Below are 13,652 nucleotides of genomic sequence, written 5' to 3'. Positions count from 1 at the left end.
ATGAAAACAGTCACCAAATCTCTTATAAGTTTAGCTGTAGGCTTTGCAGTTGGCGCTGGCGCTATTGGCTATGTAATGCAATCGACTGAAGTGTCTGATCGTTCATCGGGCAATGCAGAAAAAGAGCCGTTATATTGGGTGGCTCCGATGGATCCCAATTATCGCCGAGACAAACCAGGAAAGTCTCCAATGGGGATGGACCTTATTCCTTACTATGGCGATGATGCAGGTGAGAGTTCACCTGGTACGGTGAGAATTGATCCCGACGTTATTAATAACCTTGGGGTTACAACTGCAACCGTCACGTCCTCGAGACTCAACCTAGATATCGAAACAGTTGGCTATGTTCAGTTTGATGAGGACCGACTATTAACAGTAAATCCCCGTGTTGAAGGCTGGATTGAGAAGCTTTTCGTAAAAGCGGTTGGTAACTCGGTTAAAGCCGGCGAGCCTTTATACAGTATTTACTCTCCTGAAATGGTTAATGCGCAAGAGGAGCTTGTATTGGCCTCGCAAAGAGGTAATCAGGTGCTAATTGATGCCGCTGAAGAACGCTTAAGAGCTCTGCAAGTCTCTGAATCTGAGATTAAGAAGTTAAAAGAAACTCGTAAAATTCAGAAAACAATCACGGTAAAAGCAAAGCAGTCCGGGGTATTGGATAGACTGACTGTGCGTGAAGGTGCGTTTGTAACGCCGAGTATGAATTTAATGACCATTGCTCAACTGGATAACATTTGGGTTATTGCAGAAGTCTTTGAGCGGCAATTGAACCAGGTTGAGGTAGGCAATGACGTTCAAATGAACCTTGAGTATGCTCCAGGTAGAGAGTGGCAAGGAAAGGTTGATTATGTCTATCCGTCACTTAACCCTAAAACTCGGACGGGACAAGTTCGAATTCACTTCGACAACCCAGATGGTTTTTTAAAACCGGGCATGTTTGCGAAACTTAACATTAAGGCTGGTTTAGGCGACAAAAACTTAATCATCCCTAAAGAAGCGCTTATCAGAATGGGTGGTTCGAACCGAGTTGTACTGGCACTGGGTGATGGGAAATTTAAATCAGTTAATGTTGACGTTGGGCGGTTAGGGAGCTCGCGAGTTGAAATTTTATCGGGTCTTATGGCAGGTGATGAGATCGTTACTTCAGCTCAGTTTTTGATTGATTCTGAGTCCAGTAAATCCTCTGACTTTAAGCGCATGCAACATGACACTGATGCTGATAACGAGAGCCATGGCAGTATGTCAAGTGACGCAGCAGCTCAAGCTGTCTGGGTTGAAGCAACCGTTAAAAATGTTATGCCTCAGCACTCGATGGTTACGCTGGAGCACGGTGAGATTTCTGAATGGGACTGGCCTGCAATGACGATGGACTTCGATGTTGCTTCGGATGTTGAACTTTCTCAGCTTAGCACGGGGTTATCCTTGCATGCGGAAATAACGCAAGTCGGGAAGCAACAGTACCAGCTCACATCGATTCATATTCCTGAGCAAAAACAAGTGACAGAGCAGGAGCATAACCATGATTAAGTCAGTCATTCGATGGTCAGTGAGTAACCGTTTTTTCGTTCTTCTGGCGACATTAATCCTCGTGGGTGTTGGTGCTTTTGCGGTTAAGAATACGCCCATAGACGCACTGCCGGACTTGTCGGATGTCCAGGTGATCATTAAAACCAGCTATCCGGGTCAAGCGCCGCAGGTGGTAGAAGATCAAGTAACCTATCCATTAACAACCGCTATGCTGTCTGTCCCCGGCGCTAAAACCGTCCGTGGATATTCGTTTTTCAGCGACTCCTATGTGTATATCATTTTTGACGAAGGTACAGACGCTTACTGGGCGCGTTCGCGAGTACTGGAATATTTGTCTCAGGTTGCTCCGAAACTGCCTTCTAATGCAAGACCGCAATTAGGCCCTGATGCAACAGGGGTTGGTTGGGTGTATTTGTATGCCTTGGTTGATCGCACGGGTAACCACAATTTGAGTGAGTTACGCAGTATGCAGGATTGGTTTTTAAAGTATGAACTGCAAACGGTCGAGGGGGTTTCGGAAGTTGCCGCCCTCGGCGGGATGGTAAAGCAGTACCAGGTGAAAGTGGATCCGGAGAAGCTGCGCGCATTCAATATTCCTCTTGCTCTCATACAAAATGCTATCCAGCGAGGCAATCGGGAAGTGGGGGCGTCGGTGGTTGAAATGGCGGAAGCTGAGTATATGGTCCGAGCCTCAGGCTATATTGATAGTGTGTCAGACTTAGAGAGTATCCCGCTTGGCGTTGATGAAAATGGCACGCCATTATTGCTTAAAGACGTTGCTGATGTGGGTGTGGGCCCCCAAATGAGACGCGGTATCGCCGAACTCAACGGTGAGGGAGAAACCGTGGGTGGTATTGTGGTAATGCGTTTCGGAGAAAATGCCCAAAAAACGATTGATGGCGTTAAACAAAAGTTGGAAGAATTAAAGTCTGGGCTACCAGAAGGTGTCGATATAGTCACTGTCTATGATCGTTCGGGGCTTATCTCGGATGCCGTGGAAAGTCTCTGGAAAAGTGTAGTAGAAGAACTCGCTATTGTCGCGTTTATCTGTGTGATATTTCTCTTCCATGTCCGCTCCTCGCTGGTTGCCGTTATCAGCTTGCCTTTGGGTATTTTAACCGCGTTTATTGTCATGTATTGGCAAGGAATTAACGCGAATATTATGTCACTTGGAGGGATCGCAATCGCTATTGGCGCTATGCTCGATGGTGCCATCGTCATGATTGAAAATATGCATAAGCATATGGAAAAAACGCCACTGACAGCAGAGAACCGCTGGCGGGTGGTTGCCGACTCTGCTTCAGAGGTGGGCCCTGCTCTTTTCTTTAGCTTGCTCATTATTACCGTCAGCTTTATGCCGGTATTTACCTTAGAAGCCCAGGAAGGGCGGATGTTTTCTCCGCTTGCTTTCACGAAAACTTACGCAATGGCAGCCAGTGCAGCCTTAGCGATTACCGTTATCCCCGTGTTGATGGGATATTTTATCAGAGGAAAGGTAACACCTGAGGGGAAAAACCCGCTTAATCGGTTATTGATCGCCGGGTATAAACCGCTTTTAAAAGGCATTTTGAAATACCCCAAGACAGCAGTTGTCGGAGCGCTTGTTATCCTGGCCGTTGGTGTCTGGCCGATTGACAAAATTGGTAGTGAATTTATTCCAGATTTGGATGAGGGCGATTTGATGTATATGCCCACTACCTATCCCGGATTATCAATTGGTAAAGCAAGGGAGCTGTTGCAGCAAACCGACAAGCTCATAAAAACAGTACCAGAAGTGAAGACGGTTTTTGGCAAAATTGGCCGAGCGGATACCGCAACTGACCCGGCACCCCTAACGATGGTTGAAACCTTTATTCAACTGAAACCGAAAGATCAGTGGCGAGACGGGATGACCACTGAGAAGCTGAAAAAAGAACTGGATGCGCTTGTAAAGTTTCCGGGGCTGACCAATGCGTGGGTATACCCCATTAAAACTCGCATTGATATGTTATCGACAGGTATAAAAACGCCGGTAGGTATAAAAGTTGCCGGAGCTGATCTTAATGAAATTCAGAAGATCGGTCAGCAGCTTGAAGCAATACTTGAAGATGTAGATGGTACGGCTTCTGTTTATTCAGAGCGAGTGGCAGGTGGGCGCTATGTCAAAGTTGACATAAAAAGAGAGCAAGCTGCACGTTACGGTTTGAACATTGAGGATGTTCAACAGGTTGTTGCCACGGCTATTGGTGGAATGAATGTTACAGAGACCATTGAAGGGCTTGAACGTTACCCAATAAACTTGCGCTACCCTCAAGATTACCGTGATTCGCCGGAAGAATTAAAGAAGCTACCTTTAGTTACGCCAAACGGGCAGCGTATTAGTTTGGCGGATGTTGCTGATGTCTACGTTGAACTTGGACCGCCGGCAATTAAAAGCGAAAACGCAAGACTTAATGGCTGGACTTTTGTCGACATTGAGGGAGTTGATGTCGGCACTTATGTTGAAAAAGCAATGAAGGTTGTAGAACAAGAACTCGAGTTGCCAGCAGGGTATTCAGTTACCTGGTCCGGGCAGTACGAATATATGGAAAGGGCAAAGGAAAAACTGACTTACGTGATTCCGTTAACGCTCGCGATTATTATCGTTCTTTTATATATGAACTTTCGAAACGCTACAGAAATAGCCATTATATTGGGAACTTTGCCTCTCGCATTGGTGGGGGCAATCTGGCTAATGTATCTTTTAGATTATAATTTCTCAGTTGCTGTAGCGGTTGGTTTTATAGCTCTAGCAGGTGTCACTGTAGAAATAGGAATACTAATGCTGACTTACCTAAACCAGTCCTATAATGAATATGAAAAAAGTCAGTTAGAGCATGGTAAGGCATTAACGAAAGAGGGTCTCTCTCTTGCCGTAATGGAAGGGGCAGGACTTCGTGTTCGCCCAGTCATGATGACGGCCGTTTCTACAATTGCTGGTTTATTGCCTATAATGTTTAGTACAGGGACTGGGGCTGAGGTGGTTAGTAGAATAGCGGCGCCAATGGTTGGAGGAATGATCAGCGCTGTTATCTTAACCTTGCTCGTATTACCTGCTGTTTACTATTTGTGGCGAAAGAAAGACGTTAAGGTTAGATGATACCTTACTCTGTAAATATCACCTGCGCATCTTTGATCTCGATCAATGATGTGCAGGGGGTAGTATGCTAATTTATAGCATGGCAATAGGAGCGCACATATGTTTCAAGCAAAATTTTTAGTTGTGCTTATGTTAGGAATAGTGATACAGCTATCCTTCCCAGCCGCTCCTCCTTATAACAATGCTTCCAATGTACAGCACGAAAAAAGTGTTAGCCATATGGATGTTAGCAACGAAAGCAAAGATAACTTTCATTGCGATGAAAGTGAGCAATCTATCATTGACGACTGTTATTGCTGCGTAGCTGATAAATGCTCTATGGATGAAGAGTGTAACTCTGCGAACTCACCTCTAGTATTTATTCAATTCGACACCTCGATAAACTCTCCTAGCAACTTGCCACATCCCTTGTCTTATAAAGCTGATGTGAAGCAAATACTCTTCGATATTTACTACCCTCCGAAATAGCACTACTAAATTACAACTCTAGATTTTCTCGAAATTTAAGTAACTAGACTAAACACAGTCCATAAGCTATATGTTTTAGGGCTTTTAGGGGGGTATATGAACCTATCTAAAATTACCGCTATTTTTGATCAACTTCGACAAGACTCAGTGGAAGAGGCTCTCATCGGCCGTGGCGTTAGCGGCTTTACGCTGTTTCCTGTGCGAGGACGGGGTTACTACTTCGATAGCTATAACGATGATCACTTAGTTGATCACGTACAGCTTGAAGTTTATGTGAACAGTGATGATGCGCGTGATGTTGCCCTCTTGGTAGTTGAAGCGGCCCATACTGGGGTATCTAACGAGGGATTAGTTTCTATCTCGCCAATCGATGAATTGTTCTGGGTTCACGATAAACGAGCAGCCACTAATAAAGAGCTTTCGTTACAAAGTTAACACCGAGCAAATGTTGCCTGAAACGTATTGGTAGTTTTAATTAACAGGACAGTATTGATGTCAAATAACGATCATAGAGCCGGAGTGCGGGAAATTAACTTAGTCAATCGCACATTAAAGCTAAACACTGAGAGTGTGAAAAAAGTTCGCGAAGCGATTAACGAAATCGATCGCTTGGTTGGTCTCGATAGCGTTGCCTATGACTCTGAGCGTAACTTGTTATTGGTAGCTTATGATGCATCTAAAGTGGATCTCAATGTTATAGAGGAAAAGCTCAGGAAGTTTGGTGTTGAAATAAATAGTGGGTGGTGGACTCATCTGAAAGAAGAGTACTACAAGTTTATTGACCAAAATATTAAAGATAATTCGGAACATACACCGTGGAGTTGTCACAGAAGTCCGCCAGTTAACAAAAGCAAACGAAAGTAACGATTAATTATAGGTAAGGAGTAAAAAATGCAAATAGAAACAATCAAAGATGTGCTGAGTTGGACCGTTGATTTCCACAAAAACCTGAAGGAGTGTGTTACTCACTGCTCTAAACAAAACCAAGATGAACGAGCTCGGATGATTCTAAACTACGTGTCGGGTCATGAGGCTAGCTTAGAGCGAATGGTCGAAGGTTTTTTGAGTACAGCAAACCGAAATGCATTAGACACTTGGTGTTATGACTATATTGGGAAACATCCCATCGTTGAGCATGGACACTGTGATTCGCCTTTTAAAGAGTTAGATACTGATCACATTATGGAGAACATTGTAAACCATCATGAGCAAGTCATTGAGTTGTATGAACACCTATATTCCCGTGTTGATATAGACAGCGCAAAAGAGCTGTTAGAAACAGTAAAAAACGTTGAAGAAAATGAAATTAAACGAATGGTGCAAACTGCGAACCGATTTTCGGATATGTAGTTAGTGACGGTTTTATCGTTGGTACTTTACGGGAAATAGCTTGTAACTATCCTATTGAAATTAGCTGGCAAAGACGCGGAGTCGGTTTACCGGGCGCTGTTAAAAATATTTAAGCAGATGCCGGCAGAATACCGGAAATCGCTCACCTGGGATCGCGGTATGGAACTGGCTAAGCATGCTGATCTAACAAAAGAAATTGGTATACCCGTTTACTTTTGCGACCCCCAATCACCATGGCAACGAGGCACAAACGAAAATACTAATAGTTTGGTTCGGCAATACTTCCCAAGAAAAACTGATTTATCTGTTCATTCACAGGAAGTTCTTAACAACGTAGCGACCCAATTAAACGAGAGACCGAGAAAAACATTGAGCTTTATGACACCGTCACACATGATTGATAAGGGTGTTGCGTTGATGACTTGAATCTACATCAGCCTTCTTCGCGAAAGAAATAAAGTAAAGTTTGAATTCATCAAGGTCGAATCTGGCAACTACCCAATCAGGGCTCTGTGTCGGGTTATGAAGGTCAGCAAGTCGGCTTACTATGACTGGTGCAAGCGCCCGGGCAAGCTGATTGGCGCTCAAGAGCTGCAGCTTCGCCGCCGGATCAAGGAACTGTTCAAAGCGAGCAGATCCAGCTTGGGCAGCCGGAAAATGATGAAGGCACTTCGCGCGGAAGGCTTTGAAATTGGCCGATACCGGGTTCGCCGGCTTATGGATCAAATGGGCTTGAAGGTGACGCAGCGCGTGGCTTACAAAGTAACCACCAAGCGCAAACACAGCGACAGCGTAGCGGGCAATTTGCTGAATCAGAATTTCAACCCAGTGGGCCCGAATCAGATCTGGGCGGGCGATGTGACCTACTGCCGCACCGGCGAAGGCGGGATGTATCTGGCGGTTGTGATGGACCTGTATTCGCGGCGCATCGTGGGCTGGGCAATTGATAAAACGATGACCACCAGTTTGGTGCTGCGGGCTCTGATTACGGCTTACAACCTGCGCAGGCCGAGCAAGGGGCTGGTGTTCCATAGCGACCGCGGGTCGCAGTACACCAGCAAGCGGTACCGGAAGCAGCTTCAGCGTTTTGGTATGCGAGCGAGTATGGGCGACGTTGGCGCCTGCTGGGACAACGCAGTTGTTGAACGATTTTTTGGCAGCCTGAAACATGATTGGCTCTTTAAAGTGTCACAACCGACACGTGAACATATGAAAAGGGATGTGGCCGCTTACATCCGTTACTACCACCTGAAGCGACTACATTCGGCCAACGGCGGCAGGTCGCCAGTTAACCATGAATTATTGTTTAAAAATGTGTCCGAATTTAGTTGACCAGTACATCCAATGGGTTAAAGTGGTGCTGAAAAGAAGTAAATGTATGCAGTCATGAGGCTATACGCACGCGTATACGGAATTTGGCACATACCTCGAGAGGATTAGTTGTTATGAGGCAGAATCAATCAGAACATCCACACCACGTGGATCCGTCGCACACAGATGCGCCGCTCTCAGATCCCGTGTGCGGCATGCGAGTTACAGAGAATTCATCCCATCACATGGAGCATGAGGGTAAGTCTTTCTATTTTTGCAGCACCAAGTGTTTGGGTAGATTCCGTGATGACCCGGAAAAGTACCTCGATCCCACCAAGTCGGAGGAACATACAACGCCGCATGAGCCCGGCACGACGTACACTTGCCCTATGCATCCGGAGATCCTGCAAGATCACCCGGGAACCTGTCCAAAGTGTGGCATGGCTCTTGAGCCATTGATGCCCAGTCTGGATGATGATAACAATCCAGAGTTGAAAGATTTTTCACGCAGGTTCTGGTGGACGCTGCCGTTTACTGTCATCGTGACAATACTTGCTATGTTCGGCCCGCAGCTTGGCTGGTTTAGCATGAGCGTGCAAACATGGATCGAACTCGTTCTTTCAATACCGGTAGTGTTGTGGGCAGGGCAGCCATTTTTTGTACGGGGCTGGCAATCAGTAGTGAACCGCAGCCCGAACATGTGGACGCTGATAGGCCTTGGTACTGGAGCGGCGTTTATCTATAGCACTATCGCGACGATAGCACCGGGCATATTCCCTGAAACTTTCATGTCGATGGGCCGCGTTTCAGTCTATTTTGAAGCAGCAGTTGTCATTATTTCGCTGACATTGTTGGGTCAGATGCTTGAGTTGAGGGCACGCTCGAAAACATCAGCTGCCATCAAGTCCTTGCTCGGTCTGGCGCCTAAGACAGCACGGCGGATCAACAAGGATGGCACTGAGGAAGATGTGCCTTTGAATCACGTACATGAAGGTGATCGCTTGCGCGTTCGCCCTGGTGAAAAAGTCCCGGTTGACGGCACGGTAGAGGAAGGTAATAGCTCATTGGATGAGTCGATGTTGACCGGAGAGCCACTCCCCGTAAGCAAGCAGCCCGGAGACAAGGTGATTGGCGCGACGATGAATACTTCAGGCGCTCTTGTGATTCGGGCAGAGAAAGTGGGTTCTGCCACAGTGCTCTCTCAGATTGTGCAGCTCGTAGCGCAGGCGCAGCGTTCGCACGCTCCCATGCAGCGCATGGCTGACTTGGTTGCCGGTTACTTCGTTATGGCTGTAGTGGTCATCGCCATAACAACTCTGTTCGTTTGGGGATTCTTCGGTCCGCAACCGAGCTGGGTGTACGGTTTGATAAATGCTGTTGCGGTGCTGATTATCGCTTGCCCGTGTGCGTTGGGGCTGGCCACACCCATGTCCATCATGGTGGCAACCGGCAAAGCCGCTACGCAAGGCGTGCTGTTTCGCGATGCCGCCGCGATTGAGAACTTCCGCAAAGTCGATACTCTGATTGTTGATAAAACCGGCACATTGACTGAAGGACGTCCGGCTTTTGAACAAGCAATTCCGGCAGGTGACATAACTGCCGATGAAGTACTACGTCTTGCAGCGAGCCTCGATCAAGGCAGTGAACATCCACTTGCCGACGCTATTGTGAACGCGGCGCGCGAGCGCGGCCTCACACTCAGTGCAGTCGACGATTTTGAATCAGGTAGCGGCATCGGCGTTCGTGGCCAAGTCGATAGTAAGTCGCTGGTCCTGGGCAATACAGCTCTGATGCAGCAAGACGGGATTGATGTTACCCACCTGACAAACATCGCCGACTCATTGCGCAAAAAAGGTGCGAGTGTCATGTATCTCGCCTCGGATGGCCAACTTGCAGGCCTGTTGGCTGTCTCCGACCCGATCAAACAGAGCACGCTGGAAGCAGTGCGAGATCTCCAGCAAGCGGGGATTCGTATCATCATGGCAACCGGCGATGGTATTGCAACGGCTAACGCTGTTGCCAAGGAATTGGGAATCGACGAAGTGCACGGCGAAGTCAAACCTGCTGACAAGCTTGACCTCGTCACACAGCTTCAAGCTGAAGGTTGTATTGTAGCTATGGCTGGGGACGGGATTAACGATGCCCCGGCTCTCGCAAAGGCTAACGTAGGTATCGCCATGGGGACGGGTACAGACGTTGCCATGAACAGCGCTCAGGTAACCCTGGTCAAAGGCGACTTGCGTGGAATCTCCACCGCACGGCACCTTTCCGATAGTACCGTCGCTAATATGAAGCAAAATCTGGGTTTCGCGTTTATCTACAATGGGCTTGGCGTCCCGATCGCAGCCGGTGTGTTGTATCCCCTCACGGGTATTCTGCTCTCACCCATGTTCGCCGCACTCGCAATGAGTCTCAGCTCGGCATCGGTGGTTTTCAACGCTCTCCGGCTTCGTGGCTCACGCGATTGAATGGGGCGATAACCCACGGAATGATGCTCTGATAACACAAGCTGCTGAAGAACAGATGTTTCAGCAGCTTGTGCCCCCTCATCCACCATCCGTTGATTAACGAGGCATTAATCGATGCTGTTTCACCAGCGTATAGAATACCGGGATGACAATGAGTGTGAGGATAGTAAAGCTGTAAATACCCTATTTCTAACACAGTCATCTCGTAGAGTATTTATGCCGCATTTCGGTACTCAAATGGCGTCATGTCATTGAGTGAATCGTGCGGTCGTTCGTTGTTGTATAGCTCAATCCAATCTTCGGTTATTTGCTTCACTTCGTTCAGGTTGTTGAAGATGTAGCAATCGAGTACATCATCACGATAAGTTCGGTTAAATCGTTCAATGTAGGCGTTTTGATATGGGCAACCAGGTTTAATGTAATCAATCATAATGTCATGTGCTTTTGCCCAATTTACAAACACTTCCGAGGTGAATTCGCTGCCATTATCAACCCGAATTTTCTCAGGGTAACCATGCCACTCAGCAAGTTGGTCAAGATAGCGTATGACGCGCAACGACGGCATGCTGGTCGCAATATCGATACCTAAAACTTCGCGATTAAAGTCATCAATGACATTAAATGTGCGAAACCTGACTTTGTTGTGCAAGCTGTCACTCATAAAGTCCATTGACCAGGACTTACCCAATGCATTCGGTGCAGCCAATGGCTCTGGGTTGCGGTTGGGTAATCGCTTTTTGCCTTTGCGTCGCAGGTTCAGTTTTAGCTCAGTATAAACGCGATAAACACGCTTGTGGTTCCATCGATGGCCTAGCTTTCGAAGGCGTTTAAAGCACTTCGGGAACCCCCCACCGATGGTGCTTGTCGATTAAAGCATTCAAGGCATCAATGATTTCGTCATCATCGGTCAATTTTGGCTCGTAATAGTAAGCGGTACGGCTAATGCCAACTACATCACAGCACTTTACAACGCTCGCGTTATACTGCACCTGCAACTCGCGTGCCCAGGTTTTCCGTTCTGCCACAGGTGCTAGAGCTTTTTTATTATGTCTTCTTGCATTTGTGACTTGAGGCTCAGCTCAGCATACATCTGCTTAAGCCGGCGGTTTTCTTCTTCCAGTTCTTTTAAGCGGCGCACATCAGACGCTTCCATACCACCGTATTTTTCGCGCCATTTGTAAAACGTTGAATTACCGATGCCGTACTTACGGCAAATATCTTTCACCGGCATCCCGGCTTCGGCTTCTTTTAAAATCGCCACAATTTGGCTTTCAGTCATGCGTTTGCTCATCGTAAAACTCCTTTGCTTTAGTTTAAAAGAAATTCTACGAGCGAGCTGTATTATTTTACGGGGTAGTTACAATCAGCTCGGGAAAGAGGAATTGAAACAACTAAAGTCTCAAACTTCAATGCGATTGCTGGCCATGGCGTGGAGGCTAAAGTAGACGGGAAGTCCCTCCTTTTTGGTAATGAAAAACTTTGACGTGAACGTCAAATTGAGCTCGGTAACTTTATTGAAAAAGCCCAAGAATTAGCAGCTGAAGCTAAGACACCAATGTACTTTGCTGTTAATAATGAATTGGCTGCAATAATTGCAGTTGCTGACCCAATAAAAGACGACTCTGTCGATGCCATTAAGCGTTTGCAGGATAACGGTGTGCGAGTCGTAATGCTTACTGGTGATAATCGCGCGACTGCACAAGCGGTTGCTGAAAAAGTAGGAATTAAAGAATTTTTTGCCGAAGTTCTGCCGGAAGAAAAATCAAAAAAGGTTCAGGAGCTGCAGATGGAAGGCGAAATTGTTGGTATGACGGGAGACGGTATTAATGATGCGCCAGCGCTAGCTATTGCCAATGTAGGCTTCGCTATTGGCACTGGGACGGACGTTGCTATTGAAAGTGCCGATATTACATTGATGCGTGGGTCGTTACATGGGCTTGCCGATGCGATCGCGGTGAGCAAGGCCACGCTGCGCAATATTAAGCAAAACTTATTTGGTGCTTTTATTTACAACGTAGGGGGTATTCCTTTTGCCGCAGGCGTTCTGTACCCGTTTTTGGGAATGCTATTGAGCCCGGTTATTGCTGGTGCAGCAATGGCTTTTTCTTCTCTTACGGTAGTGAGTAACGCTAACCGGTTACGCTTTTTCAAAGCCAAGAAACATTAACGCACCTTCTAACACTGACGCATTCAGGAGAATAAACATGTTATTCATTAATATTGCTGGTATCACTTTGATCGCGCTGATCGTCTGGTGGTTTTGGCTTTACAAGCCCCAGCAGCTGAAGCTGGGAGAAGGTGATTTGGTGATTGCCGTCGAAAACGGTATCTACTCGCCTTCGAGAATAAAAATACCTGAAGGTAAACCGGTTGAACTTAAGTTCCTGCGGAAGGATCAATCGCCTTGTTCTGAAACTTTGCTCATTCCCAAGCTAGAAATAAGTGAAACGTTGCCTTCTAACAAATTAAAGCAAATTCAAATACCAGCGCTGGAACCCGGAGAGTACGACTTTCATTGCCAGATGCAAATGTATCGGGGAAAGCTAGTTGTCGGTTAAATGGCTTAAAATGGGGGGATTACACAACAACTCGCGCAAAAAATTAAGCAGTTTTGGATAGAGAGCGGTGGTTTTCATGGCTACCGCAATATCTATATGGACTTTCGTGATGCCAACCAATATTGCGGCCGAGATCGGATCTTACGCTTAATGCAAAAAGAAGGCATCCGTGCACAGCGGGGTTATAACACGCCCAACAGAGGATGAATTAGACGAAATTACGGATGAGGAACAAGCGCTAATTATTGCGGACCAAATCCGTGAATTTAACGAAAGATCAAGCATCGGCATTGCTCAATCCATTGCTAGTCAAATGGCGGCATTGAATGATTTTGAATCATTTAAAAATAGCGTGACTGCTCAAAGTCAATGGGGTGGTGATGTGTATCGGGCATTGCAAGGTCAACTAGCATTCCTAAAAGAACATAGCGCCATAAAAGACATTATGAAAGCTCAAAGTCTATGGAATGGAGAGGCGCAGCGCGCGGCAGCAGCGTTAGAAATGGCTATACGAGATAATCCTGAAGCGCAAAAAAGTGCTGGGAAGTTGCAAGCGAAAGCTCGAAAAATCTCTAAAAAGCCACCTGATGCAGAATCAGATTCGGAAGAATGAATTAGTTGTCGAATAAACAATGCGAATTAACTTATTAGCTGCATAATTATTCATCCTTAGTTGGCAATTGTCACCAGTACATTTAAAGAATCAAAGACAGTCGCTTTTAAGGTATGAAATCAAACATGGTCACCGTTTGGTCACCATTTGGTCACAAGCCCCAATATGGTCACAAATACGCACAAAGCATCAAGCCAACCAACACGGCTGCAAGTCAATAAATTCGAGGGGTTTAGAAA

10 protein-coding genes and 4 pseudogenes are annotated in these 13,652 nt (G+C 46.5%); 13 read left to right on the top strand and 1 reads right to left on the bottom strand.

The genetic code is table 11. The features are described 5' to 3' along the window. From NOG12_RS03120 to NOG12_RS03080, 9 genes and pseudogenes are all read left to right on the top strand, one after another. A complete protein-coding gene (locus NOG12_RS03120; RefSeq protein WP_313932392.1) occupies positions 1-1,527 on the top strand; it encodes an efflux RND transporter periplasmic adaptor subunit in 1,527 nt (508 codons plus the stop codon). Further along, positions 1,520-4,645 (top strand): efflux RND transporter permease subunit, encoded by a 3,126-nt coding sequence (locus tag NOG12_RS03115; RefSeq protein WP_313932391.1) that lies wholly within the window; start codon positions 1,520-1,522, stop codon positions 4,643-4,645. Before NOG12_RS03120 ends, NOG12_RS03115 begins: the two co-directional genes overlap by 8 nt. Before the next feature lie 99 nt (positions 4,646-4,744). Continuing rightward, on the top strand, positions 4,745-5,113 hold the full coding sequence (locus NOG12_RS03110; protein ID WP_313932390.1) for a hypothetical protein: 369 nt from the start codon (positions 4,745-4,747) through the stop codon (positions 5,111-5,113). Between the two features lie 96 nt (positions 5,114-5,209). Beyond that, positions 5,210-5,548, top strand: a complete 339-nt coding sequence (locus NOG12_RS03105; protein ID WP_006956222.1) for a P-II family nitrogen regulator — start codon at positions 5,210-5,212, stop codon at positions 5,546-5,548. Positions 5,549-5,605: 57 nt separating this feature from the next. Next, positions 5,606-5,977 carry a cation transporter gene (locus NOG12_RS03100; protein WP_055437796.1) on the top strand — a complete coding sequence of 124 codons (372 nt, stop codon included), beginning with the start codon at positions 5,606-5,608 and terminating at the stop codon, positions 5,975-5,977. A gap of 27 nt (positions 5,978-6,004) precedes the next feature. Continuing rightward, complete coding sequence (locus NOG12_RS03095; protein ID WP_011234470.1) at positions 6,005-6,463, top strand: hypothetical protein; 459 nt, start codon at positions 6,005-6,007, stop codon at positions 6,461-6,463. Between the two features lie 45 nt (positions 6,464-6,508). Next, positions 6,509-6,889 (top strand): annotated as a pseudogene (locus NOG12_RS03090) (IS30 family transposase); the annotation flags it as partial. 12 nt (positions 6,890-6,901) lie between these two features. Then, a pseudogene (locus tag NOG12_RS03085) lies at positions 6,902-7,795 on the top strand (IS3 family transposase); the annotation flags it as partial. Positions 7,796-7,908: 113 nt separating this feature from the next. After that, positions 7,909-10,242: a heavy metal translocating P-type ATPase gene (locus NOG12_RS03080; protein ID WP_313932389.1), complete on the top strand. Its 2,334-nt coding sequence runs from the start codon at positions 7,909-7,911 to the stop codon at positions 10,240-10,242. A gap of 214 nt (positions 10,243-10,456) precedes the next feature. Here NOG12_RS03080 and NOG12_RS03075 read toward each other — a convergent pair. Continuing rightward, positions 10,457-11,533, bottom strand: a pseudogene (locus NOG12_RS03075) (IS3 family transposase). Positions 11,534-11,635: 102 nt separating this feature from the next. Here NOG12_RS03075 and NOG12_RS03070 point away from each other — a divergent pair. The 4 genes and pseudogenes from NOG12_RS03070 to NOG12_RS03060 all read left to right on the top strand — a co-directional run. Further along, positions 11,636-12,409 (top strand): annotated as a pseudogene (locus NOG12_RS03070) (HAD-IC family P-type ATPase); the annotation flags it as partial. A 37-nt stretch (positions 12,410-12,446) separates the two neighbouring features. Beyond that, positions 12,447-12,800, top strand: coding sequence for a cupredoxin domain-containing protein (locus tag NOG12_RS03065; RefSeq protein WP_034732779.1), 354 nt, complete (start codon positions 12,447-12,449; stop codon positions 12,798-12,800). Between the two features lie 18 nt (positions 12,801-12,818). Further along, complete coding sequence (locus NOG12_RS13350) at positions 12,819-13,007, top strand: IS3 family transposase (protein ID WP_162014627.1); 189 nt, start codon at positions 12,819-12,821, stop codon at positions 13,005-13,007. Next, a complete protein-coding gene (locus tag NOG12_RS03060) occupies positions 12,970-13,413 on the top strand; it encodes a hypothetical protein (protein ID WP_153825492.1) in 444 nt (147 codons plus the stop codon). The genes NOG12_RS13350 and NOG12_RS03060 overlap by 38 nt, the downstream gene beginning before the upstream one ends. Positions 13,414-13,652 lie beyond the last annotated feature (239 nt).

Source organism: Pseudidiomarina fusca, from assembly GCF_032227045.1.
In the GTDB taxonomy this organism is placed as follows: Bacteria; Pseudomonadota; Gammaproteobacteria; order Enterobacterales; family Alteromonadaceae; genus Pseudidiomarina; species Pseudidiomarina fusca.
This window is presented reverse-complemented; position numbering and strand designations above follow the sequence as displayed.